General features: G+C 49.6%; 20 protein-coding genes. 6 read left to right on the top strand and 14 right to left on the bottom strand.

Going from position 1 to position 24,557, the window contains the following annotated elements; all coding sequences use genetic code 11:
* Window positions 1-337: 337 nt before the first annotated feature.
* The 8 genes from pyk to M3630_RS25940 form a co-directional block, all read right to left on the bottom strand.
* Window positions 338-2,092 (bottom strand): pyruvate kinase, encoded by a 1,755-nt coding sequence (gene pyk / locus M3630_RS25975; RefSeq protein ID WP_251254002.1) that lies wholly within the window; start codon window positions 2,090-2,092, stop codon window positions 338-340.
* A 39-nt stretch (window positions 2,093-2,131) separates the two neighbouring features.
* Complete coding sequence (gene pfkA, locus M3630_RS25970; RefSeq protein WP_173608873.1) at window positions 2,132-3,091, bottom strand: 6-phosphofructokinase; 960 nt, start codon at window positions 3,089-3,091, stop codon at window positions 2,132-2,134.
* Between the two features lie 221 nt (window positions 3,092-3,312).
* The gene (gene accA, locus M3630_RS25965; protein WP_173608874.1) at window positions 3,313-4,269 is read right to left on the bottom strand and encodes an acetyl-CoA carboxylase carboxyl transferase subunit alpha; all 957 of its coding nucleotides are present in this window, start codon (window positions 4,267-4,269) and stop codon (window positions 3,313-3,315) included.
* Window positions 4,236-5,180, bottom strand: a complete 945-nt coding sequence (gene accD / locus M3630_RS25960) for an acetyl-CoA carboxylase, carboxyltransferase subunit beta (RefSeq protein ID WP_251254001.1) — start codon at window positions 5,178-5,180, stop codon at window positions 4,236-4,238. Before accD ends, accA begins: the two co-directional genes overlap by 34 nt.
* 20 nt (window positions 5,181-5,200) lie before the next feature.
* Window positions 5,201-5,383 carry a glutamate decarboxylase gene (locus M3630_RS25955; protein ID WP_173608876.1) on the bottom strand — a complete coding sequence of 61 codons (183 nt, stop codon included), beginning with the start codon at window positions 5,381-5,383 and terminating at the stop codon, window positions 5,201-5,203.
* Between the two features lie 81 nt (window positions 5,384-5,464).
* Window positions 5,465-6,136, bottom strand: a complete 672-nt coding sequence (locus tag M3630_RS25950) for a FadR/GntR family transcriptional regulator (RefSeq protein ID WP_047070614.1) — start codon at window positions 6,134-6,136, stop codon at window positions 5,465-5,467.
* Window positions 6,137-6,240: 104 nt separating this feature from the next.
* Complete coding sequence (gene ystJ, locus M3630_RS25945) at window positions 6,241-7,485, bottom strand: NADP-dependent malic enzyme (RefSeq protein ID WP_017250746.1); 1,245 nt, start codon at window positions 7,483-7,485, stop codon at window positions 6,241-6,243.
* A gap of 168 nt (window positions 7,486-7,653) precedes the next feature.
* A complete protein-coding gene (locus M3630_RS25940) occupies window positions 7,654-11,082 on the bottom strand; it encodes a DNA polymerase III subunit alpha (protein WP_251254000.1) in 3,429 nt (1,142 codons plus the stop codon).
* A gap of 169 nt (window positions 11,083-11,251) precedes the next feature.
* Here M3630_RS25940 and M3630_RS25935 point away from each other — a divergent pair, with 169 nt between their 5' ends.
* On the top strand, window positions 11,252-11,563 hold the full coding sequence (locus M3630_RS25935) for a YtpI family protein (protein WP_173608878.1): 312 nt from the start codon (window positions 11,252-11,254) through the stop codon (window positions 11,561-11,563).
* Between the two features lie 220 nt (window positions 11,564-11,783).
* Here the strand turns inward: M3630_RS25935 and M3630_RS25930 are convergent, their stop codons facing one another.
* The 3 genes from M3630_RS25930 to M3630_RS25920 all read right to left on the bottom strand — a co-directional run bounded on the left by M3630_RS25930 (window position 11,784) and on the right by M3630_RS25920 (window position 15,793).
* A complete protein-coding gene (locus M3630_RS25930; RefSeq protein ID WP_251253999.1) occupies window positions 11,784-12,413 on the bottom strand; it encodes a DUF2087 domain-containing protein in 630 nt (209 codons plus the stop codon).
* Between the two features lie 697 nt (window positions 12,414-13,110).
* Window positions 13,111-14,421, bottom strand: a complete 1,311-nt coding sequence (locus M3630_RS25925) for a DRTGG domain-containing protein (RefSeq protein ID WP_087344701.1) — start codon at window positions 14,419-14,421, stop codon at window positions 13,111-13,113.
* Between the two features lie 214 nt (window positions 14,422-14,635).
* A complete protein-coding gene (locus M3630_RS25920) occupies window positions 14,636-15,793 on the bottom strand; it encodes a DUF445 domain-containing protein (protein ID WP_251253998.1) in 1,158 nt (385 codons plus the stop codon).
* A gap of 91 nt (window positions 15,794-15,884) precedes the next feature.
* Between M3630_RS25920 and M3630_RS25915 the strand changes: the two genes are divergently transcribed.
* The 4 genes from M3630_RS25915 to M3630_RS25900 are packed head-to-tail and all read left to right on the top strand — an operon-like array spanning window position 15,885 to window position 21,153.
* Entirely contained in the window at window positions 15,885-17,330 is a 1,446-nt protein-coding gene (locus M3630_RS25915) for a YheC/YheD family endospore coat-associated protein (RefSeq protein ID WP_221867555.1), read from the top strand.
* Window positions 17,331-17,335: 5 nt separating this feature from the next.
* On the top strand, window positions 17,336-18,424 hold the full coding sequence (locus tag M3630_RS25910; protein WP_251253997.1) for a YheC/YheD family endospore coat-associated protein: 1,089 nt from the start codon (window positions 17,336-17,338) through the stop codon (window positions 18,422-18,424).
* Window positions 18,425-18,427: 3 nt separating this feature from the next.
* Complete coding sequence (locus M3630_RS25905; protein WP_251253996.1) at window positions 18,428-19,804, top strand: YheC/YheD family endospore coat-associated protein; 1,377 nt, start codon at window positions 18,428-18,430, stop codon at window positions 19,802-19,804.
* Window positions 19,805-19,845: 41 nt separating this feature from the next.
* The gene (locus tag M3630_RS25900) at window positions 19,846-21,153 is read left to right on the top strand and encodes a YheC/YheD family endospore coat-associated protein (RefSeq protein ID WP_173608884.1); all 1,308 of its coding nucleotides are present in this window, start codon (window positions 19,846-19,848) and stop codon (window positions 21,151-21,153) included.
* A gap of 22 nt (window positions 21,154-21,175) precedes the next feature.
* On the opposite strand, the gene M3630_RS25895 is transcribed toward M3630_RS25900, so the two are convergent.
* Window positions 21,176-21,379, bottom strand: a complete 204-nt coding sequence (locus tag M3630_RS25895; protein WP_251253995.1) for a hypothetical protein — start codon at window positions 21,377-21,379, stop codon at window positions 21,176-21,178.
* Between the two features lie 108 nt (window positions 21,380-21,487).
* Here M3630_RS25895 and M3630_RS25890 point away from each other — a divergent pair, with 108 nt between their 5' ends.
* Window positions 21,488-22,246 carry a hypothetical protein gene (locus tag M3630_RS25890; protein ID WP_251253994.1) on the top strand — a complete coding sequence of 253 codons (759 nt, stop codon included), beginning with the start codon at window positions 21,488-21,490 and terminating at the stop codon, window positions 22,244-22,246.
* Window positions 22,247-22,300: 54 nt separating this feature from the next.
* On the opposite strand, the gene M3630_RS25885 is transcribed toward M3630_RS25890, so the two are convergent.
* Together M3630_RS25885 and M3630_RS25880 are read right to left on the bottom strand one after the other, a co-directional pair.
* Window positions 22,301-22,807, bottom strand: a complete 507-nt coding sequence (locus M3630_RS25885) for a hypothetical protein (RefSeq protein ID WP_173608887.1) — start codon at window positions 22,805-22,807, stop codon at window positions 22,301-22,303.
* A 68-nt stretch (window positions 22,808-22,875) separates the two neighbouring features.
* Complete coding sequence (locus M3630_RS25880; RefSeq protein ID WP_251253993.1) at window positions 22,876-24,555, bottom strand: SGNH/GDSL hydrolase family protein; 1,680 nt, start codon at window positions 24,553-24,555, stop codon at window positions 22,876-22,878.
* Window positions 24,556-24,557: the final 2 nt, after the last annotated feature.

Here is a 24,557-nt window from a genome sequence, read left to right as displayed (position 1 = left end):
ATGTTGTGTTCACCCTAAAAAAACACTTGACACAAAATCCCGAACATTGGACATACAAAAGGACCATTTTACGTTCAGCCTTTTCCTGAGAACGAGCCCTACAACACCCATTCTGTCATGATTTGGAAACCCCGAACGTATGGATTTCATCCGTTCTGGCACAAAGCCACCGACCGATTTTAACAGATTCCCACTCGCTTTGCATCACCTAATAATCGCCGTTATCTGGTAAAACTTATCAAGCAGTTCGTCGGCTAATCCTTTTTCCACCAAGCCAAAAAAGGTGACACTTGGTCACCCTTCAGAGGCATTCTTCATTAAAGATGAATAGTATTACCTACAGAATCCGGGCATGTCCTGAATAAATATGCCCACGTTCAGAATCCACCGTTACGATTTGCCCGTCCTTCAATACATCCGTAGCAAACTGCACACCTACGATGACTGGAATGCCGAGATTCAGGCCTACAATGGCTGCGTGAGAAGTAAGTCCTCCCTCTTCGCAAATCACCGCTCCAGCCTTGCCAAACGCTTCAATCATATCGGAGTCGGTACCGATGGTAACCAGGATTGCACCTTCTTCTACCTTTGCCAGCGCCTCTTCAGCGGATCTGGCAATCACTACCTTGTTGGTGACAACTTTTCGGCCGATTCCTTGTCCTTTTGCTACCACATCCCCAATGACGTGGATTTTCATCAGATTCGTTGTCCCAACCTCACGCACAGGCACGCCTGCTGTGATCACAACGAGATCGCCATGACGAACGAAGCCTGCATCAAGCGCCTCTTGAACAGACATCTCCAGCATTTCATCAGTGGTATTCGCCATTTCTCCCTTCACCGGATACACGCCATTTACGAGTGCAAGACGGCGAATAATCGCTTCGTGTGGCGTTACAGCCACGATTGGTGCTTTTGGACGGAACTTGGATACCATGCGAGCTGTGTGTCCGCTTTCCGTCGCAGTAATGATTGCCGCTGCGTCCAGATCCAGTGCTGCATTGGATACAGCTTGGCTGATGGCATCGGTAATCGTCACTTGTTTGAGCTGTGCTTGTGCGTACAAGATCTCACGATAATTCAGCTCTTGCTCTGCACGTACAGCGATGCGCACCATGGTTTCGACAGACTCAACCGGGTATTTACCGGCAGCCGTCTCTCCAGAGAGCATGATTGCGTCTGTCCCATCGAAAATGGCATTCGCAACGTCACTCGCTTCCGCACGTGTTGGACGTGGGTTGCGCTGCATGGAATCAAGCATTTGTGTCGCCGTAATAACTGGCTTCGCGAGTTCGTTACATTTTTTGATCAGCTTCTTCTGAACAAGTGGTACTTCTTCTGCCGGAATCTCTACGCCCAAATCACCACGCGCAACCATGATTCCATCTGTTACTACCAAAATTTCGTCTACATTATCGACGCCTTCCTGGTTTTCGATTTTCGCGATAATATCGATACGCACGTTATGGCGCTCCAGGATTTGGCGAATCTCCAAGATATCCGAAGCTTTTCGGACGAAGGAAGCCGCAATGAAATCGACTCCTTGTTCAATACCGAATTCGATATCCTGCGCATCCTTTTCTGTGATACCTGGCAAGTTGATTTTGACACCAGGAACATTGACGCCTTTTTTGCTTTTCAGTGTTCCGCCGTTTTTGATCAAGCAGATGATTTCGGTGTCACTCACTTCTTGTACAGTCAACCCGATCAAGCCGTCGTCGATCAAGATCGTATCGCCGATTTTTACATCACCAGGCAATTCCGGATACGTAATGGAGACGCGCTCTGCGGTACCCGCTACTTCCTCAGTGGTGAGGGTTAGCGTATTTCCTTCTACGAGCTCGACTGCATCTACTGCAAGCGTACCCGTGCGAATTTCAGGACCTTTTGTATCCAACAGGATTGCAACGGGTTTCCCGGTTTCTTTTGATGCCTGACGAATGTTTACAATTCGCGCCGCATGCTCCTCATGGGAACCGTGCGAGAAATTCAAACGCGCTACGTTCATTCCTGCTTCGATGAGTTTTTTCAGCGTTTCAACCGATTCACTCGCTGGTCCGATGGTACACACAATTTTTGCTTTCCTTAACATAGGATGTAAGCCTCCTCGACACTCCGAAAACTGTCAGTATTATATAGATAGCGTGCGCGCCAATTGATAAATAGATAAATCCAATTGATGCTTTTTCGCCAATGCTTCTTGAAAATCAACATCCACGATCTGGTTGTTCTGAATCCCAACCATTCGGTCCTGCTTGCCCTCCAGCAACAAATCGACAGCTGCGGCACCCATTCGGCTCGCCAGCATTCGGTCCATCGCAGTAGGGGAACCACCACGCTGAATATGACCGAGTACCGTCACACGAGTCTCCCAGCCTGTCTCTTTCGTGATAGCTTCGGCGTACGAAGCGGCACTTCCTACCCCTTCCGCCACAATGATGATGGAATGCTTTTTGCCACGGCGTTGTCCAGCATGCAGTCGCTCAATAATGTCGTCCATCTCCTGCGACGCTTCCGGGATCATAATGGACTCGGCACCAGCCGCAAGCCCTGCCCACAATGCCAGGTCGCCAGCATCTCGCCCCATTACTTCAATAATGTACGTGCGTTCATGCGAAGTGGCCGTATCGCGGATTTTATCGATTGCTTCCACAACGGTATTCAATGCCGTATCAAACCCGATCGTGAAATCGGTGCATGGAATATCATTATCAATCGTACCCGGCACGCCAATAGTCGGGAAGCCTTTTTCGGTTAGCTTCTGCGCACCGCGAAACGACCCGTCTCCCCCAATGACAATCAGACCCTCAATTCCATGAGTACGTAATTGCTCCACCGCTCTTTGCTGTCCGGCTTCCGTCTTGAACGCTTCACTGCGAGCGGAGTAGAGAATGGTTCCTCCCCGTTGGATAATATCCCCAACAGAGCCTAGAGACATCTCCGTGATATCTCCCCTCATCAGCCCTTCGTATCCGTGGTAAACCCCAAACATTTGTACCTCGTGAAAATGAGCACGACGTACAGCCGCCCGGACTGCGGCATTCATTCCAGGAGAATCTCCACCGCTAGTGAGAACTGCAAGTTTCCGCATGGAATCCACCTCTCCAATCGTATCGTCTTTAGCATGTCATTTAACGGAAACAGTATGTACCATACTTTGTATGAAACATGCTGTATCACTCAAATCCTCATATCTGTTATACAATCAAAAGATATGTGCCATACTTTTTGAAAGCTCTGATAACTCTTTCATCCGACTTCGATTGTAGCAGATTTTCCTCGGAGAAAAAAGAAAAAAACGCCCCCTGTTTCTTACAGGGAAGCGAATTCTCCGATCTGCTTAAACTTCTCGTAACGGTCCTGTATCAATTCATCTGGAGTTAAACGCCCTAGCTGTTCTAGTTGTTCCGTGATGACCGCCTTGACCATGCCTGCCTGCGCGATCAAATCACGATGGGCTCCTCCGAATGGTTCATCAATAATTCCATCAATGACTCCTAATTCCAACAAATCAGGTGCCGTAATTTTCATCGTCTCCGCTGCCCGCATACCCAAGCTGGAATCTCTCCAGAGAATCGCGGCGGCACTCTCCGGTGCAATCACGGAGTAATAGGAATTCTCCAACATATAGATGCGGTTACCTACGCTAATCGCCAAGGCTCCGCCGCTTCCGCCTTCCCCGATGACGATACAAATAATCGGCACGCCAAATGTCGCCATTTCACGCAGATTGCGAGCAATCGCTTCGCTCTGACCGCGCTCTTCTGCCGCTTTTCCAGGATATGCCCCTGATGTATTGATAAAGCAGATGATCGGGCGACCGAATTTATCCGCCTGCTGCATAATGCGCAATGCCTTCCGGTAGCCTTCTGGATGAGCCATCCCGAAATTACGCTTGATGTTGTCCTTCGTGTCTTTCCCTTTTTGGTGACCGATAACCGTAACCGGACGTCCATCCAGCTTGGCAATTCCACCCACAATCGAATGGTCGTCTCCGAACAAACGGTCTCCATGAACCTCGATAAAATCAGTAAAAAGTAGTTGTATATAGTCCAAAGTCGTTGGCCGTTCTGGATGACGAGCCAGCTGTACGCGTTGCCATGGAGTCAAATTGCCGTAAATTTGCACAGCAAGCTCTTTTGATTTTTGTTCGAGACGCTGTACTTCGTCAGAGAAGTCAATTCCCTTTTCCTCAGTAAAACGGCGCAATTCCTTAATCTTATCCTGTAATTCTACTAATGGCTTTTCAAAGGAGAGCTCGCCTGCCATGTTTCTACTCCTTCCCGAGACGTGTGCATCTCTACCAGTTTGGACAGCGTATTTCGCATATCCTTACGGTGTACCACCATATCGAGTTGCCCGTTTTTTAACAAGAATTCCGCTGTTTGGAAGTCTTTTGGCAACTCCTGACGGATCGTTTGCTCAATGACTCGACGCCCAGCAAAACCGATCATAGCTCCTGGTTCTGCAATATTGTAATCTCCCAACGAAGAAAAGCTCGCTGATACCCCACCATATGTAGGATTTGTCATGACCGAGACAAACAGCAAGCGTTCGCGATCCAATCGAGACAACGCTGCGCTGGTTTTCGCCATTTGCATCAGGCTCAACACACCTTCTTGCATGCGTGCTCCACCAGATGCACTGAACAAAATGAAAGGCAAACGCCGTTCGATCGCTTGCTCAATTGCGCGCGTGATTTTTTCCCCGACGACCGATCCCATACTCGCCATACGGAAACGAGAATCCATGACCCCAATCACGATGCGGTTCCCACTCAGGAGACCTTCACCTGTAATGATCGCCTCGTTCAAATTGGTGTTGGCCATGTCTTGCTCCAGTTTTTCCAAATAGCCAGGAAAACCGAGTGGATTGGCTGTTATCAAATTGGCATCAAATTCTTCTGTCAGAACCCCATCATCCAGAAGCGCTTGCAGACGCTCTGGAGCGGACATGGAGTAGTGGAACTGGCAGCCTTTGCAGACGCGCAAGTTCTTCTCCAAATCCTTCGAGTAGTGAATCGTCCCACAATGTGGGCATTTATTCATCAATCCCTCAGGGACTTCCTTTTCTTTCGTACCCGCTTCCTTGCTCATGTTGGTGGAAGCAGGGACACGTGCTAGTGTCTCTGAAGGAACTGTAGCGAATTTGCGCTTTTTCCCAAACAGATCTTTAAGCACAGGTACACCCACCTTTCTCTTCAGTGAAGGATCGTGCCGAGTACATCCCGGACTTCGTTTAGTTCGCTCTCGGGCACGAGAATCTCGTATTGCTTGGAGACCCTGCCTTCGCGAACCTTTACCAAAAACCCTTCATCTGTCAAACGTTGCTGTATCCGTTCTGCAATTCTAGCGCTAGGAGCGATGTAGATGACCGTCCACATGCTGGCTTCCTCCTCAATCGTCCAATACAGGTCTGCATCATCATATCACAGCGCCAGCGCCCCTCGCAAATTGAGGGAAAACTAAAGCTTGCTGTTCTCCAAATGCTGTTTCATTCTCTCTAATGCGACGTTCACATCGCCTTCGCGAATGGCTTCCATAATCTGTCGATGCTCTACGAGTGCTGCACTTGCTCTGCCTTCGCGCGACAGTGATTCAATGCGAATACTGTTGCTGTACTCAACCAAAGGCGTCCAGATGCGATGCAAAATCGAGTTACGGCTGGAGCGACATATGACACGATGAAACTGATAATCTTCCTCCGCAGGTACCTCGCCCCTTGCTACTCTTTCCTCTGCAATGGCCAGGATGCGTTCCATTTCATCAAAATGCTTGTCCGTCGCCCGTCTACAGGCTAGGCGGACAGCATCCAGCTCTAGCATTCGCCGCATTTCGATCAAGTCCTTCTTGGTTTTGGTATCCCGTAGGATAAAAAAGCCAAGAATATCGATCAGTCGATTGTGCCGGTAATGCTTGAGGAAGGTGCCTTCTCCGCGACGCGTCTCAATGAGTCCGAGCAGCTCGAGAGCCCGAAGAGCCTCGCGTACAGAGGAACGCCCTGCTCCCAGTTGTTCGGACAGCTCTCGCTCAGACGGCAGCTTGTCCCCGGGCCGCAAGTTTTGCTCCTGAATGATTTCATGAAGTTGCAGGAGAATTCCTTCGTAAACCTTTCGATCTTGAGAAGAGTCGAGCACGATTATCCCCCTTACTCGTACCTTCAACGAGGAGCACCCTCCACGTTTGTAAAATACCTACGTTTTTCGCGGAGGGTGTCGTCGGTGCCTCGATAAAGAGTATTTTACGCTTCTTGGTAAGAGATAGCTGTCAATTTCGTTGTCTTTTGTTTTACTTCTTCCGGATCAACTGTGATGCGAGCTACACCCGTTTCCATCGCTGCTTTTGCTACTGCCGCAGCTACGTTTGGCGCAACACGTGGATCGAATGCGGAAGGGATTACTTTATCCGCAGTAAGCTCTTCTGGCGTGATCAGGTCTGCGATTGCATATACAGCAGCCAGCTTCATTTCTTCGTTGATCTCCGTTGCACGTACATCCAACGCGCCACGGAAGATTCCCGGGAATGCCAGCACGTTGTTTACTTGGTTCGGGAAGTCGGAACGGCCTGTACCGATTACTGCCGCACCTGCTTCTTTTGCTTCTTGCGGCATGATTTCTGGTACTGGGTTTGCCATAGCGAAAATGATCGGATCGCGGTTCATCGAACGAACCATGTCTTGTGTAACAGCGCCAGCTACGGATACACCGACGAATACGTCAGCGCCCTTCATTGCATCAGCCAGGTCACCTTGCAGCATGCTGCGGTTCGTAATTTTCGCCATTTGTTCCTTCACCGGGTTCATACCGAATGGACGGCCTTCGTACACGATTCCTTTTGTATCAACCATGATGACTTCTTTCACGCCCATGGAAATCAAAAGCTTCATGATTGCGATACCAGCTGCACCTGCACCGTTCGCTACTACGCGGATATCTTCCAGCTTTTTGTCCACCACGCGCAGCGCATTGATCAGACCTGCCGCTGTAACGATTGCTGTACCGTGTTGGTCATCGTGGAAAATCGGGATGTTTGTTTCGCGCTTCAGACGCTCTTCGATTTCGAAGCATGCAGGAGCTGCGATATCTTCCAAGTTCACGCCACCGAAAGTAGGCTCGAGCAGTTTTACTGTCTCTACAATTTTATCTACATCTGTCGTATTCAAGCAGATCGGGAATGCATCTACGCCTGCGAAGGATTTGAACAAAACCGCTTTCCCTTCCATAACCGGCATTGCTGCTTCTGGTCCGATGTTTCCGAGACCCAGTACGGCAGTACCGTCGCTGACTACTGCAACCAGATTGCCTTTCATCGTGTAATCGTACACTTTGGACTTGTCATCGAAAATATCTTTGCAAGGTTCAGCAACCCCAGGAGAATAGGCTAGACTCAGATCGTAAGCATTGCGAACGGGTACCTTGGTCACTGCCTCCAATTTTCCTTGATGTTTTCTGTGAAGCTCCAGTGCTTCCTCTCTCAGGTTGGACATGAGATCCCACTCCATTTCACGATAATAGTTTCTATGATTGCTTGTAGGCAGTAAAAACGCCTGGGGTATTCCAAGTGGTCTGACCACTCATTGAGTTATGCTCTCAATATAATAAAAAACTGTTCTCCTGTAAACCTGCCGAAAACGGCGAAAAAGGGAGGACATTCCTCATCCTCCCCAATTTATAGGCATTTCTTTCCGAATTACGCTGTCAGGCCCCACAATTTCTCGCGCTTGCTCCAAAAATGACTCATCTACGTCTACCCAATTTGCTTCTGGCAGGCGAATTGTCTGTCTTTTTCCCTCGTAGAAGAGGATAACGGGAATCGTTCCTTTTTTTTCGACAAACAAGCGTGAAAGTTTTTGCAGCGTCGAATCGTGCTCTTGCTCTGCCGATATTTTGACAAATAATACAGTCTCAGACTTCGGCTGCGGCAGCGTTTGTGCATCCCAGAAACGGGAAGCCAAGAGCTTGACCATGTCTTCCTGGTGATCGACTCGGGCTTCTGCCACGACGATTTGTTCGCGCTCGAGCAGTGGCCCGTACTTCGCATACACCTGCGGGAAAACGACCAGCTCTACTGGTGCGGTTTTGTCCTCTAACGTAATAAATGCCATCGGGTCCCCTTTTTTCGTTTGGATGCGTCTGGCTTCCGTAATCATTCCAAAGACTTTTACCGTCTTGTCGCGTGGCACATCCCCCAACGAAGAGATAACCGATACTTCCGGGCGGCTCGCGACATGAGCAAACTGATCAAGTGGATGACCGGAGATGTATACCCCGATCAAATCCCGCTCCTCTTTTAATTGCTGTGTATGTGAGAGCGGCGGTACCTCGGGATATTCTGCTGGCTCGCGCAAAGGTGTCGTATCTTCTTCTCCCGCAAATAGATTGAGCTGGTTGGCGTCTCGCTCAATTCTCTTGCTGTTTGCCTTCCCTACCGCTTCATCCAGCAATAGCAAAAGCTGACTGCGATGGCCTGGCAACGAGTCCAACGCGCCGCATAAAGTGAGCGACTCTACTACTCTGCGATTGACTAACCGCGCATCCACGCGCGCACAAAAATCAAAGACATCGCGATACGGTCTGCCTTTGCGCTCTTTCACGATCGATTCAATGGCACCGTAGCCGACGTTTTTCACTGCGGCCAAACCAAAGCGAATCGCATCCTGCTCCACTGTAAAGTAGGCCAAGCTCTTATTCACGTCAGGTCCGAGTACGGTAAGCTGCAGTCGCCGCGCTTCCTCCGTGTATTCAGCAATCCTCGTTTGACTTCCAATGGACAAGGATAATAGCGCTGCCATGAACGCAAGCGGATACGTTGCTTTCAAATAAGCCATTTGGTAGGCGATGACCGCATAAGCAACCGAGTGGGCTTTGTTGAAGCCATAATCGGCAAAGCGCACAATCAAATCGTAGACTTGATTGCCCAGCTCTTCTCCGTACCCTTGCCGGACACAACCGGCCACGAACTTCTCCCGCTGCTCCGCCAATAGCTCCCGTTTCTTTTTCCCGACCGCTCGGCGCAAAATATCTGCCTCACCAAGGCTGAAGCCTGCCAGTGTCGAGGAAATCTGCATGATTTGCTCCTGATAAATCATAAAACCGTGGGTCTCCCGCAAAATCGGCTCGAGTACCGGATGAGCGTACTGCACTTTGCTCTGCCCGTGTTTGGCGGCGATATACTGCGGGATGATCTCCATCGGCCCCGGGCGATACAATGCCAGAACCGCAATGATGTCATCAAGGCTGCTCGGCTTCAAATCTCGCAGCACATTGCGCATCCCCGAAGATTCCAATTGGAAAATGCCGGTTGTCTCCCCACGGGAGAGCATGCGAAACGTTTTCTCGTCGTCTGTCGGCAGCTTATCCAGATCAAGTGATATTCCCTGCTCCTGCAAATGACGCAACGTCTCCTGAATGATTGTCAAATTGCGCAAGCCGAGGAAGTCCATCTTCAACAAACCGACTTCTTCGAGAATCTCCATCGGATACTGAGTAAGGGCCAAGCCTTCGTTGCCCGTCTGTAATGGAACGTAATTCGTCAGCGGTTCACGCGAAATGACGACACCCGCCGCATGCGTAGAGGCGTGACGCGGTAAACCTTCTACGCCCCTTGCCGTTTCGATCAGTTGTGCTGCCTGTTTGTTTTCTGCGCACAGCTTGCCGATATCCGGGTTGATCTGCATCGCTCGTTCAATCGTCATGCCTGGCGATTGCGGAATCATTTTGGCAACGCGATCCACGATGCCCAAAGACAAGCCTAGCGCCCGTCCAACATCGCGCACAGCTGCACGAGCCGCCATCGTACCAAAGGTAATGATCTGGGCGACGCGATCATGACCGTATTTGCTCGCTACATAGTGAATGACTTCGTCACGACGCTCTACGGAAAAATCGATATCAATATCAGGCATCGTCACCCGCTCCGGGTTGAGGAAGCGTTCAAAGAGCAAGTGAAAGCGAAGTGGATCGACATTCGTGATTTTCAATACGTACGCCACCAGGCTACCTGCCGCAGACCCGCGTCCAGGTCCAGTCGGTATCCCGTTCTCGTGAGCGTACCGCATGAAATCCCATACGATCAGGAAGTAATCGGTGAAGCCCGTCCCTGTAATAATCGCCAGCTCGTGATCCAGACGCGCTTGTGCCTCTGGCGTAATCTCGCCGTATCGCTCCCGGCAGCCCTTTTCACACAGTTCACGCAAATACTGCGTCGAATCTTGTCCCTCTGCCAAAGGAAATTCCGGCAAAATATGCACGCCAAAGGTAAGGTTCAGCTTGCACCTGTCAGCAACTGCTATCGTATTCGCTAACGCCTGGGGTGCAAAAGCAAAGAGCGCCGCCATTTCCTCGGCACTTTTCAGATAGTATTGATCCGTCTCATAGCGAAAACGGTTTTCTTCGCCAACCGTCTTGCCTTCCTTGATCGCCAACAAGATATCATGCTGCTGGTGATCCTCCCTGTGGATGTAGTGAACGTTGTTCGTCGCAATTAGCGGAATCCCCGTCTCCTGGCTCAGTTTCACGAGACGAGCATTCAGCCTGCGCTCCGCTTCCAGTCCGTGATCAGCCAGCTCCAAGTAAAAATGCTGCTCTCCAAACATTCGCTGATACTTGCGGGCTGCTTCCTTCGCAGCGTCCGCTTCTCCAGCCAGTAACAGCTTGGGTACTTCCCCTTGCTGACAGCCGCTTAGAGCTATGAGGCCGTCTGTATGCTTTGCCAACACTTCTTTGTTGAGACGCGGAAGGATGTAGTTGCCGTCTGTATTCGCGATTGTCGCCAGCTTCAGGAGATTCCGGTAGCCCGTTTCGTTTTCAGCGAGAACGATCAGATGACTAGGCGGCGGTGCATTTCGCACGCGATCTTGAAGATTTCCCTCTATTACGTATATTTCCATCCCGATAATCGGTTGGATGCCTGCCTCCAGACAAGCTTTATAAAACGGGATCGCCCCGTACAGATTGGCATGTTCTGTCATCGCCAGTGCATGCATGCCCAATTCGCTGGCTCGCTTCACTAGCGCATCGATACGTGCTGCTCCATCCAGCAGACTGTACTCCGTATGAACATGCAAATGGACAAAGGAGGTCATGATATTACCCCTCTCACTTTTCACGATTGAAACTTTCTCTCTTACATTATACCGGAAGTATAGCGCATACGGACGATAAGAACAAACGTTCTTGCTTGTATTTGACCGTTATCCCCTGATTTTGGTAGGATGGGTAGTACCAGAATGGCTAGAAAGGATGAATCCATCTATGTGGTCTGCCTTTTACATGACCGGTATTCTCGCTTCCCTAGTAGCCAGCGTCTACTATAGTATCCATGCTCGCAGACGAGGCATCCATCCACTTGAATCGCGTATGCTGCTGGGGAAGATGAATGTGTCATTGGGGATACTCGTTTCTTTGTTCGGGATCAATCAGTTTACTTTTGATTCGCTCGATACGATCCGCATTGTCGTTGCATTGATCATGCTGATTGTAGGGGCTATGAATTTATTTTTGGGAACGCGCAATTATTTCCGTTATCGTACAGCTTGGCAAGCAGAATTGAAAAAAGGGGTATAAAAAAAGGGCATGAGAACAAATTTACGTTCACATGCCTTTTTCATTTGGGGAGAAGCAACGCTGGAAATACTTTTCCTCTATTCCCAGCTGTTTATCATACAAACCCGATAGAGCTTTCGCTATAATGGATTTGTGTGACATTCTATTGCTTCGACAACCTGAGCGGCAGTGCCGAAGGTTGTCCTTTTTTCTGTTCAGTTCAGGAGGAAACGATTTCCAGCTATTGCAGGTCTTCGGCTTTTGCCCACATTTCCTCCGGGTTCAGCTCGTAGATGCCCTCTTCCCGATACATATAATGATTCATGATGAATTCCCGGCGAATCGTAGCATAATCTTCGTGGAATTGGCGAATGTATTCGTTGATCTCTGGTTCCTTGTATTTGCGGCCTTTTTCTAACCCTCGAACCATGTATTCAAAGACGATCAGCTTTTTCTTACGCTGGGACGGGATTTGTTTCAGCTTGCCATCTGGCGTAATGAAGCTGCGAATGACCTGCATTTTTTCCGCTGCCATCTGATGCCTCCTTTGAACATGAGAATTGTCTTGTGCAAAAATGTCCTCTGCTGTCGAATCCTTTGCTTTTTCCATGACGTTCACGATTGCCTGCGACTGGCGTTGTACATTGGCTTCGTGTAGGTAAAAGTAAATGGTGTTTTTATCACGCCGTTCGTAAACGACACCTGCTTCCCGAAGCTTTGCCATATGGTGAGTAATAGTGGGAGGTGTCACACCGAGCTTGCCTGCCAACGCCTGTCCGTGCAGGGGGCCATTTGCCAAAATCGCGAGAATGCGTACGCGCGTCGGGTCTCCGAGTGCCTTGTAAAAGGTGACGAGTTGATCTAGTTGCAAAATGGGGTACTCCTTTCTTTGATTGATTGTTACAATTAGATGATATTCTAATTAGATGATAAGTTGCATTGCTTCTCCTGTCAATTCTAGGACGTTTAAAATACCCTTAACTGTTGCTGTTAGTGGCAGCGGAAAAAGGAGAAAACGCTCGAGCTTCTTGGGCCCCCTGCATGGGGGTCATTCCTGCACGTCTCCGTGGAAAAAGGGAAACCGCGTCCAAAGTAGTCCTCCCCATGGAGCATGTTCAGAGGTGGACGCTTAAAGGCGTGTTTCCCTTTTTCCACTGCGCCTCGGCTGGTGTCCCAAAGAGCCTCGCTTATTTCTCCTTTTTCCTTGAATCGGCTGTCTGTTTAGTTACGGCTTGATTTGTTCGTTTATCAGGATGATTTTCGCCTCATGAATTAACTTTCAGGATGCCTTTACCAAAGCTGCGTAGAAGAAGCGCATTTCCAGTCCAAGCGCCTCTGGAGCCCATCTCAGCGTAGGTATAAATGACGGGGAATTTAAGCTTCACTTATGGAATACTTCCTCGAAACTTCAACGTTTGAAGCGCTCCCGCCATTTATTCCGAAGCGGACAGTTCACACCCCTTGCAGGGCGGAGGCCGAAGCGTAGACTGGAAATGCGCTTCTTCTCCCCCACAACAGCCACTTTTCAACACAAAAAAGAACAGTCCATAAGAGACTGTTCCTTTCTTCTAACGCTCAATAATTTGCGCAGTAATCATGGCCTGCCCCACGAGCTGATCGCCGTGGAATACCGATACTTCGACTTTTCCGAAGCGGCGGCTGATGTCTAATAGGCGCGGCTTTACTTCGATATGGCTTTCCATCTGGACTGGCTTTAGGAAATAGACGGTGATATTTTCCGGTACCATGTCTCCTCGACGATGATGACGCAACAGGTTACAAGCAGCCTCGACCATGACCGTCGTCATGATTCCGCTGGCAATCGTACCGAGGTGGTTGGTCATTTGTGGGCTCACATCCCCCAGATAGACCATCTCATCTGCCTGTCGCTCCTCACGGAAATGGGACATGATCAGATTCGGGAACGTTTCACTCATCTGTGGTTGCTTAGCTGTAAATTGCAGTGCTTTTAATACGTCGTTGCGGCTCAAGACCCCTACGAGCTTGCGATGATTGTCTACGACAGGCAATAGCTCGATTCCTTCCCACACCATGGTGTGCGCAGATGACGCTACGGATACCCGCGGCGAGGTCGTGATCGGGTTCTTCGTCATGACCTTGTCGATCATTGCAGTCTCCTCATGACCGATGATGTCTTTGGAGGTAACAATCCCGATCAGGCGCATCTGCTCGTCAACAACGGGGAATCTCGTGTCCTGATAAAGCTCCGTATACTGGTGCCACTTGGCAACAGAATCTGAAGTCAATAAGACAGGCGTTTCTGCTAGCGGCTTCAAAATATCCTCAACCATTACGATTTCTTTTTTGATAAGGCGATCGTAAATGGCCCGGTTAATCATCGAAGCTACCGTAAAGGAGTCGTAGCTGGAAGAGATGATTGGCAGCGCTAAGCGGTCAGCCAGCTGCTTGATTTCCTCGCTTGTATCGAATCCCCCGGTAATTAATACTGCAGCCCCTTGCTGCAAAGCGATTTTGTGCGCCTGATAGCGGTTACCGACAATCAAGAGACTCCCGGCATCGATATAGCGCATCATGGCTTCGAGCTGCATGGCCCCTATTACAAATTTATTCAAGGTCTTGTGTAAGCCTTCGCGTCCGGCTTGCACATGACCATCGACGATGTTCACAACCTCCGCAAAGGTCAAACGTTCAATATTTTCCTTTTGCTTCTTCTCGATTCTCACCGTACCGACACGCTCAATCGTGCTGACGTATCCTTGTGTTTCCGCTTCCTTGATCGCGCGGTATGCAGTCCCTTCACTCACATCCAGGTCTTTCGCGATCTGCCGCACGGAAATCTTCGAACCGATCGGAAGGCGATCAATATGTTGCAAGATTTGTTCATGCTTCGTTGCCATATTGCTATTCCCCCTTCCTTTTCTCCCACCCGTTCCATGTACGTGCGCTCCTTCGACCAATATACCCGAAGGCGGGGCAAAAAAAAAGGGTAGCTTTTTCGAAAGCTACCGACCAGAAAGTATATCATTAAGGGGGTTTTCATCGTGCTTTTATCATACCCAAGGAATATTACAGGATTATTACAACACAGTTACAGTTTCTTTTCAGTTTTGTTTAACTGACCAAATTTGCCAATATACCTTGGACAAGCCCAATAATCCCGCCGAGGATAAATCCAAGCACGGTAATCATACGGAATTCCTTGCCCGAGATTCCGACTACCATCTCTTCAATTCTTTCAATCGGGAAACCCTCTACTTGCCGGGTAACAATATCCCGGATGGCCAGGCGCGAAAATATTCTCTCTATGTTTTGTTGCAGCGTGTCCACCATCCACTTGGCCAAACGAGGAGCGAGTTCCGTTGTCACCGTTTCAGAAATAGGCGCCGTCAAACGAGACAGAGGCTCGTCCACGATGCGCAGGCTTTGCTCCTCCAGCTTGGCAAAAAGCTTCCGCGCCCAATCGTCCACCTGATCTCGCCCAATCCAGGCAACCACTTCACCCACATTTTTGTCCAAGAGCTTGTCCGCTTCCTTATGTAAAAAGTGGTGCACGCGTTCTAAAAGCTCTCTGCTTTGCAAAAGCTCATCGATATACGGGAGAATCTTGCCCAAAATCTTGTCATCCCCAAGAAACATCCCGACCAAGCCACCAAACATGCCTCCGCCTCCACCGAGTAATCCGCGAACCATGTTTTGCAAGGTTTGCTGGCCTTCCGGGGAATGCAAATAATCACGGAAACGTTTCAAGAGTAGTTTGCTCACACTGCCAAGTGCAGCATCCAAACGCTCGCGTCCATTGTCCGTTACCAACTCTCGCAGTTTTTTCTCTTCATATTGTGCCAGAACCTGATCGACAAAGGTACCCCATTTCGACTCGATAGGCGCGCGGACACCCTCACTCCACGTTCCGTCTTCCTTAAATAACTGTGGCATCACCGTGAGCAATGCTTGACGCAGACTACGCTCATCTGTCATCCAATCCCGAGCGATGGTGTTCATCCATCCTGTCAATGTGCTCTCCAAACCACTTTGGTTCAGCGCACGCTTGACCCCCTCTGTCGTCAGCAAATGTTCTTCGACGAGTCTGCCCATTTGTATCGCGATATCGTCCCGTCTTCTCGGGATCAAACCCGGGGTAAAAGGCACTTTCCATCTGCCTATATACCACGGTTTTACTGGTTTAAACAGCATTCGGATGGCTAACTCATTCGTCACTCCACCGATGACAGAGCCTACTGCAATGTTCACTAATAGTATCCAAGCGTTCATAAATCCTAACAACCTCTCTTCTCTACATGGCACCAAACGTTTTGGATGCTCATACCATAGACTAACTTTGCCTGATGGGAAGGGGATACTCATGTCCTACGTTCCAACAATCGTTGTCGAAAACGAGATAATATCGGAAGTAGACCTTTACCTGCCCCAGGCGCACTTGCGCAAATGGAATCTTTCAACACCATCCACCATTGCGGTCCAATTTGGGAGCAAAACCGTTTCCGCACGCGTAGGCGGTTGGGAACGGGGAGGCAAAACCTCGGGTAAAACCTTCATTCGACCCTCTTTAGCTCAATCACTTTATCTACCCAGGGGCGTTCCTCTCTTAGTCCGTTATGATGCGAGTCAGAAAATAATCGTTTTCGGACCGTATGTAGGTGTTCTTGTTTCAGGCTACAATGCAGCGTTCTCGCAAGGACCGTTTGGACACCTAAACTCTTTCTTCCATGAGATGTCCGATATCACCCGCAAACGCGGAGGGATCCTTTGCGCATTTCGGCTTCAGGATGTCAACTGGGATGCAGGAATCGTGCGCGGCCTCGTCAGAAAGGGAGGCGTCTGGAGACAGACCTTACTTCCGCTTCCGCAATGCATTTACAACCGGCTCGTATCCCGCCAACGCGAACGAAGCGAACAGATGGCCAACTGGGTTCAACGCTGCAAGGACGCTTCTATTCCCTTTTTTAACGAGCGTTTTTTGAATAAGTGGCATGTACACGCCGCACTCGAGAATCAACCGACAGCCTCCGAACATCTTCCCAGTATGGTTCGTTATTTGAAACAGGAAGACCTGCGGCAAATGCTATCTACCTATCGCACCGTTTATGCAAAACCAGCTAACGGAAGCATGGGGCGCGGGATCATTCGAGTTCGCAGTTCGCCCGAGGGATACCAGCTCGCGTTCCCAGGAGGATTGCGCAAATCATTTGCTAGCATTCAGGGCTTACATCAGTATTTGCAAAAAAGGACAAAAGGCACATCCTATTTGCTGCAGCAAGGGTTACCGTTAATCGGCATCCAAGGACGACCGACAGATTTTCGTGTATTGGTGCAAAAAGACCGAAAAGGCGAATGGTCCGTCACTTCCATGGTGGCTCGCCTGGGATTAAACCGCATTGTTTCCAATATATCCAGAGGCGGGCAGATGATGACTCCCCTTCAGGCGCTGCGAGTATGTGGACCTCGGGCGAGTGCGATTCGACCTTCTCCCCAAACGTTACACGCCGTAGCACTGAAGCTCGCAATCCTTTTAGAGGAATCACTGCCTGGGCATTACGCAGAATTCGGAATTGATCTGGGAGTCGACGTCCATGGACGGGTGTGGCTATTGGAGGTCAACAGCAAGCCATCCAAGTCAGCCAAAACTGTTCCGCTGCCTGAGGGTGCCGAAGAGCTGCCTCGGCGTGCTCGCCCTTCTGTCATTCGCATGCTGGATTATTCCGCCTTTCTAAGTGGTTTTCCCCGGACCATTCAACCACAAAAGACGATAAAAAGAAAACCGAAACGCAACAATAACAGGCGAAGGTGACCTACATGACAGCATCCGAGAGAAGTCTTGGCATCATGACCCGGTGCCAAGGCTCCCACTTTGTAGACAAAGGGTACTACAAAAAGCTTACGCTCTATGGACGCAAGCACGGTATTCGCGTCTTCGTTTTTTCACCACGTCAGGTTAACTTTTCCACGCGTATGGTAAAAGGCTTCGAATATCGCAATGGGTCCTGGCACGCGAAAGACTTCCCAATCCCCGCCTTTATCTATGATCGTTGCTTTGTGGGCCCATCTTATCGCCACTATAAACCATTTGTGGAAAAGTTGCAAAACGATCGCAACATTACGTTTTTGGGGCATGGTCTGTCTGGAAAATGGCAGGTGCACCAGATGCTCGTTAAGTCCCCTCTCCTCGCCCCGCTGCTACCACCTACTGAAATATTCTCATATCCTGTGCTTCATGCAACCTTGGAAAAATACGGGGCAGCCATCATTAAACCGATGGCGGGAACTCACGGTATTGGCGTCGTGAGAATCAAAGAAATGCGCAGTGGCTATGAAGCTTCCGGACGAAACCGGGACAATAAACCTTTCACCAGGCGAATTCATGACACTGCCGGATTAAAAAATTTTGTTTCAGTCTTTACTGCCGGCCGCAAGTTCCTGGTACAGCCCTATTTGGAGTTGCATACCCCGGATGGTACCCCATTCGATGTCCGTGTTCTCGTTCAAAAAAACGGGCTGGGTAAATGGGGGACAACGGGCAAAGCTGTGCGCCTGGGAGACAAACGCAGTATCACCTCCAATTTACACGGAGGAGGGAAAGCAACACCTCTGGCCTCTTTCCTGCCCCTTCACTTCACATCCGCAAAAGCGGCACGCATCGAGCAAACAATCAACCGAGTGGCGGAAGAACTTCCCCGTTTTTTGGAAGAGTCACACGGCAGACTCGTTGAGCTGGGAATCGATATTGGCATCGACACCGCAGGTAATGTTTGGATCATCGAGGTAAACAGCAGACCAGGGCGAACTGTTTTTCGCATGATTGACGACCCGACTGCACAACTGCATTCGATTACTCAGCCTGTTCGCTACGCCCACTATCTCATGAAAGAGCGTGTAGGAGGTTAAAGCATGGAAACGTTCAGAATGCGGCTTCGCTTCCTTTCCAACCCACGTATCAGTGGGATTATCCTGCCAGCTACTCTCTTCCAACAGCTACAGCTACGGCAACGCCAAAAAATTAAAGTCTTACTGGGTAAAAAGGAAGTAGTCGCAACTGTCTTACAAGATAAACGCAATCCGGATACGAACGTCATGAAAGTGACGACGCTCTTGCAAACGGAGCTGGGCATTCCTCATCCTGGCTTGATCCAGCTCAAACTAGAGGGCGCCGCACTCCGGATCGGTCCTTCCATCGGGATCGTTACGACTGGCATCAGACGAGATCCCAAGCAACCAATTGGCTCTCGCACCTCGTTTTTTTACAATTTGTTACAGGCACAAGAAGGGAAAGGCGTTTTCTACTATATATTTTCCCCAAACGATGTGGACTGGGAATCCAATACGGTCAAAGCGTGGTTTTTGCGTAGAAACAAGTCAGGTGGATACTTTTGGAAAAAGCATGTTACCGCTATGCCCGACGTCGTCTATGATCGCATTCCCTCTCGTTCGGCAGAAAAACATGAAGCCGTTCAGGAATTCAAGTATCGACTCGCCAGCTACCCCAATTTACCGATGTTCAATCAGGGCTTTTTTAACAAATGGGGCGTGCACCAACTGCTGTACCCGAATCCAGAAGTGAATGAGCATATCCCAGAGACTTACACCTCTCCGTCCCTTACAACAGTTCGAAACTTGCTGCGTAAATACCCTATCGTTTATTTGAAGCCCAAAAACGGAAGTCTCGGGTACGGAATTGTCAAAGTTGTTCGCCAGGCCGGCGGTGGCTTTACTGCCTCTTATCATACAGGCAGCGGCAATGTCAAAAGGCAATTTTCCAAGCTGTCCAGCCTTTATCAGCATGTCTTCCGCAGTCGCCGCGTCAGTGCGTATCTGGCACAACAGGGCATTTCGCTCATGACCTTCCATGGACGACCGTTTGATTTCCGTGTTCACTTGCATAAAAATCAGCAAAATGAGTGGGTCGTCTCCTGCACGGCAGCCAAGGTTGCCGGTTCTGGCAGCGTAACTACCCACGTACGCACAGGTGGAACTGTCATCCCCGGCGATGACCTGTTACAACACCTGTTTGGCAAACAAAAAGCCCTCATGACCCAGCGAATTTCCGATGCCTCGATCCGACTCGCTACCGCGATTGAACTGGCGAAAGGAATCGATTTAGGCGAATTGGGGCTGGACATGGGAATTGATACGCAAGGTCATGTCTGGATGTTCGAAGCGAATTCCAAGCCTGGCCGTTCTATTTTCAAGCACGCCCGTCTCAGGCAGGCTGATCAAGAATCACGCAAGCTGCTCGTCGATTATAGCTGTTACTTGGCCAATTTCTAGTCACACGCGATCTGTACCGTTTTTCAGGAAGGAGGAACACCATGCTTCAGCAGCGCTCCGGGTGGCTGACGATCCTCCCTAGCGGTAGATGGTTCGTACAGTTACCTCGGCTAGTCCTTAAACGCTCGCCAAAGCCACTGGTCGCCAGTCTTGGTCCCTTTTCTCATACGAAACGGATATACGCTGGTTTACCCCGCGTGCAAGCAAGCCGCATTCGTACACGCATTAACTGGAAAATGGCGGACGACTCCCTGAAGCTTGGCCCATTATTTGGCATATTGACTGTTGGTGAAGGGGCAGCATTTTTAGGAAACCGAGAGAACTTCAAGGATATTTCTCAATCGGGAAAGCAATGGGGTGCACTCGTCTATGTGTTCACTCCACAAGGAATCAATTGGGAGAAGAAAAAGGTGCGCGGCTATTTGTACAACAATCGTCTAAACTCGTGGCAAGAGGTGATTCTGCCTTTCCCCCATGTGGTTTACAATCGAATTCCGACGAGAAAAGCAGAACGGCGACCTGAAGTCCGAAGAGCATTGAACCGCATACATGAGATGCCAAATGTCACATTGTTTAATCGCGGCTTTTTTGACAAGCAGCAGCTGTTTACGATGCTTGAGTCCCACCTGGAAGTGCAAGCCTTTCTACCGGAGACGAAACAGCTGGACACCTTGGCTCGCTTTCGAAGCTTTTGCACAGAACATCGCTTTGTCTACTTGAAACCTGTGCGCGGTAGAGCTGGTCAGGGAATTATGCGCATTGATTTCAAAAACGATAAGTGGTTCCTGCAACGGTTAAAGGAGCATAAGGCCATTACTCGCCGCTTTTCCAACTTGAATGAAGTATGGAAGCATATTAGACTTCATGTCAAACAGCAAAAGTACATCATGCAGCAAGGTATCCGTCGTGCCCGTTACAACGGCAAACCTTTTGATGTGCGCGTCCTCGTACAGAAAGATGGCGAGGGCGAGTGGAGTGTAACCGGGGTTGGCATCAGAAGGTCCGGCTCACAAAGCATCACCACTCATGTGCCACGCGGCGGCTCAATCCACTCGTTATCAACCGTTATGCAAGCCTTGTTTCATAATCATCACGAGCAAATGGAAAGACACATTCACGATACAGCGCTCGCCATCGCACGATCATTAAATGAAGAATGGACGGATTTGGCTGAGATGTCGATGGACCTTGGCTTGACAGAAGAAGGAAAGCTATGGCTCTTTGAAGCAAATGCAAAGCCGGAGAAATTCGATGAACCATCGATTCGACGATTATCGCTATCGAATTTGATCCACTACGCACAGCATGTCTCCCACTTGCCAGGCAAGCGAGGGAGTGCCGCAGGATAAAGGAGTCGAGCAGCACCTTGATTCACAGACGACCTTCGTGCGATTTGCCCGTCAGGAAGGGGAACGGCGCATCACCCAACGAACGACTGGCTGACGCGATTGACCCCCAAGCTGTTGACTTATAATGGGTCAATCCTTCCTGGTTGTAGATAAACGCTACCGCAAAAGGTGAATCGGCATGCTGGCTGTACATGCGGGTAGCACTGAACAATGAGGCAAGTCTCACGTTTTGCTCTAAAGGAACATGCCGTTTAGACTCCGGCATGTTTTTTTCGTTTCAAATGCATGACCTGACCAACCTTGGAAAAAATACTCCATGGAGGTGGTCTTAACCATGACCTACACAAACAACAATATGATGCAATCCCAGCAACAACCGCAATTTTTTGGAGCAGTAGGCCCTGCAGGTTCGATGTTCCAACCAGGCTTCGCCGGAACCAACGTACAAGAAGTACAATATTGGAACCAAGGCGGCCATGCACAATCGCTCGGAACGCCTTCATCTGCTGCATCCTTCAGTGGCGGAGTCGGTGGTGCCCAATCCATCTTTTCCCCAGGCTTTGCGAATACCAATGTACAAGAAGTAAGACAACAAAATGCTAGCTATCCAGTACAACAACAGCAACAATTTGGTTTTGGTCAAAATCAAGCATCCCAGTACATCCCAGCGCAGCCATCGTATCAACAAGCATTTGGTGGAGCGAACGCGGTCTTTTCTCCTGGCTTTGCTGGAACTAATGTTCAAGAGGTTCAGGCGCGAAATCAAGCTGGCTTTAACAGCTTCGCGGGTCAAACTGGCTTCGCTGGACAACCTGGATTTGTGAACCAAGCCGGAAACGCTGGCAGCATCTTTTCCCCGGGCTTTGCCGGAACCAATGTTCAAGAAGTACGCCAATTGAACAACACCGGATTCGGTCTGCAAGCACAGCAGCCTCAACCGCAACAGCAGGCTTTTGCTAATACAATCGGCATGGGAGCACAATCTGTCTTCACTCCAGGTTTTGCTGGCACGAATGTACAAGAGGTGCGCCAATTGAACGCTCCGGGTCAGGTTGCTCCACATACAGGATCAATCTTCCCTGGCACTTTCTAAATGAGAAAAGCGTGACCATCCATCGCGACGGTCACGCTTTTTATTATCGGTGGTTCAGCAATCTACATTTTCCCAAATCGCCTGATACACGGCGTGCAAATCTCGCAGACTCTCTTCATCCACTGTAAAAATAATACTGCCAAACACGTAAGCATCCTTCTGCACGCAGGACCATCCATCTCCGATTGGTTGAAACTGCGCCTCCACACAAGCCTCCGTTTGATCCAGCAGTTGCCGTACCGCTACATGCTTTTCCAACGATGGTCGGTATCTTTCCATCACTTGCGCAAGGCGTTCATCCTGACGCGCCAGCCGATACAGGGCAAGCTCAATCTGGAGCCAGCAGGTCACATAAAAATGGAACTCCAAAAATAACGTGTGTACGGCTGCACGGATTTTGTCGTGGTCACCAGTTTCCAAGGCTGCCCGTGCTTCCTGCTTTTTCTCCTGAATCAAGTCAAAATGACTGACAGCTCCGCGGTAAAATTTGCGCACCACGTTGTACAACATCTCTGGTGTACGCTGCGGGAGATTGCGATGTCGTTTTTGCACATCTCGCATGACTTGTTCTCCTCTTTCCGACACTCGTTTTCTTCTATTGTACAACAATGATGCACGATGCAGGCAGCCTACTCTTTCCCGTTTTTCCAGTAGTCATAGGCATGAATGGCGAGCCCCCAATAAGAGGAGTATCGATCCAGCGCTTTTGTCACCAGATCCAGCTGCCGATCCATTTCGCCCATGCCTTCATCGTGAAAGGTGATTCCTTTCCCTTCGTGGCTCTCTTTTGTCTCCACGGCGACGACCAGCTTTTTCTGGAGACTCTCTGCGTACTTCATCTGATTTTCAACCAAGCCAATGATCCCAGGAGCGCGATCGCGAAAGGCCATCAAGGTCGTATGATCAAGCTGCTCGATCATCCAATGCGAAAAGGGCAATTCAGGCTGACCCGGAGTAGGTGTCTTGTCCAGCCACGCGGCGAGATCGACGCTTGCTTCCAGGGAAGTTTCTTTCTTGGTCTCCTCGACAAAAGCTTCGATGTTGCCCATCCATTGACGTAAAACTTCCTCTTTATCCTCGCGCCAGACAGGAAGGACATACGGCTCAATGTCTAAGTGAATGCCGTGAAACTGCTCTTCTGTCGAGACAGCCTCATTGTAGGCTTTCACCCAATTCACGAGCTTCATGATCTTGCTCCGACTTTCAGACAGAGCCCAAATTGGATGGCCGCCCATCGCATGAACCTCGATCCCCGCTTCACGAGCCTCTCTGACGAAATCGCGATAATAGGAAGTCGGTTGCTCTAAATCCAGACGAACATAGAGGAGATTCACCCCGTTTTGTTCCGCAAAGGAGAGTATTTCCTCCTTTTCCGTACCTATCAATTCTGCACGCCATATGTAGGTGCCTTTATAACGCTGCTTCGTTATCGGGGGCAGTGGAGCCGCCTCCTTCCAATAGCGATAATCGTGGATCGCGACGCCAGAGAAGGACGGATGGTGTGCCAAATGTGCAGGCAATTGCTCTAATTGCTGTTTCATAAGAGCCGGGCCTTCCTCTGCAAAAGAAGCGTGGTCTTCATCCAGTGGCTTAATATTCACAGCAACCAAGACACGCTTCTCTAATTCATCCGCTTCCTTCATTTCCTGATCAATTAAATTCAGGATGCCGTTTTGACCGGAAAGTGTGTCACGATACGCCATGATACATACCGTATCAAACTGGCTGATTATCCATTTGGACAGAGACATCTCTTCTTGTCCCGGAACAGGAATATCGTCCAGCCAAAATGGAATGGCTGCGCTGGCAACCAAATCCTCATCTTTTGACACCTCGGCTGTGAACGTCTGCACATTGGCTTGCCATTCACCGATAATCCGCTTCTGATCGGTCTCCCAAAACGGCAGGAGATACGGCTCGATGTCTAACTGAATCCCGCGAATACGCTCATCCTTCTGTGCTTCACGGTTGTAGCTTTTTACCCAGTGGACGATGTTCATCATCCGCTTTTCATTGCTTTTGAGCGCCCACGCCGGATGACCGGCTACCGCATGAACCTCGATCCCCATCTCTGTTGCTTCGCGGATAAAATCGCGATAGTATTCATAGGGCTTGTTCATCTCGATTCGCAAGTAGACGAGATGAATATCGTTACTTTTGCAGAAATCGAGAATCTCTTGTTTCTCTCTCCCGATCATTTCGGATTGCCAGATCCATGTTGCTTTACTCTTCTTCTCCGCGGGGGAAAAGCCGAACAGAAAGCCGACCGTCAGGCAGAGTACACTCAAATAGATGCGCGCAGCTTTCATTC

Origin of the sequence: Brevibacillus sp. MER 51, assembly GCF_023714195.1 — a bacterium.
Taxonomy (GTDB): domain Bacteria; phylum Bacillota; class Bacilli; order Brevibacillales; family Brevibacillaceae; genus Brevibacillus.
The sequence above is the reverse complement of the archived record's forward strand: the minus strand, read 5'-3'. Positions and strand labels throughout refer to the sequence as shown.

Coding starts and splice junctions, on each gene's coding strand:
- M3630_RS25925 (WP_087344701.1), bottom strand. CDS start 14,421: ATGGCAACGAAGCATGAACAAATCTTGCAACATATTGATCGCCTTCCG.
- M3630_RS25890 (WP_251253994.1), top strand. CDS start 21,488: ATGACCTACACAAACAACAATATGATGCAATCCCAGCAACAACCGCAA.
- M3630_RS25915 (WP_221867555.1), top strand. CDS start 15,885: ATGTCCTACGTTCCAACAATCGTTGTCGAAAACGAGATAATATCGGAA.
- M3630_RS25955 (WP_173608876.1), bottom strand. CDS start 5,383: ATGTGGACGGTCATCTACATCGCTCCTAGCGCTAGAATTGCAGAACGG.
- M3630_RS25910 (WP_251253997.1), top strand. CDS start 17,336: ATGACAGCATCCGAGAGAAGTCTTGGCATCATGACCCGGTGCCAAGGC.
- ystJ (WP_017250746.1), bottom strand. CDS start 7,485: ATGTCCAACCTGAGAGAGGAAGCACTGGAGCTTCACAGAAAACATCAA.
- pyk (WP_251254002.1), bottom strand. CDS start 2,092: ATGTTAAGGAAAGCAAAAATTGTGTGTACCATCGGACCAGCGAGTGAA.
- pfkA (WP_173608873.1), bottom strand. CDS start 3,091: ATGCGGAAACTTGCAGTTCTCACTAGCGGTGGAGATTCTCCTGGAATG.
- M3630_RS25940 (WP_251254000.1), bottom strand. CDS start 11,082: ATGACCTCCTTTGTCCATTTGCATGTTCATACGGAGTACAGTCTGCTG.
- M3630_RS25885 (WP_173608887.1), bottom strand. CDS start 22,807: ATGCGAGATGTGCAAAAACGACATCGCAATCTCCCGCAGCGTACACCA.
- M3630_RS25905 (WP_251253996.1), top strand. CDS start 18,428: ATGGAAACGTTCAGAATGCGGCTTCGCTTCCTTTCCAACCCACGTATC.
- M3630_RS25920 (WP_251253998.1), bottom strand. CDS start 15,793: ATGAACGCTTGGATACTATTAGTGAACATTGCAGTAGGCTCTGTCATC.
- M3630_RS25900 (WP_173608884.1), top strand. CDS start 19,846: ATGCTTCAGCAGCGCTCCGGGTGGCTGACGATCCTCCCTAGCGGTAGA.
- M3630_RS25935 (WP_173608878.1), top strand. CDS start 11,252: ATGTGGTCTGCCTTTTACATGACCGGTATTCTCGCTTCCCTAGTAGCC.
- accA (WP_173608874.1), bottom strand. CDS start 4,269: ATGGCAGGCGAGCTCTCCTTTGAAAAGCCATTAGTAGAATTACAGGAT.
- M3630_RS25880 (WP_251253993.1), bottom strand. CDS start 24,555: ATGAAAGCTGCGCGCATCTATTTGAGTGTACTCTGCCTGACGGTCGGC.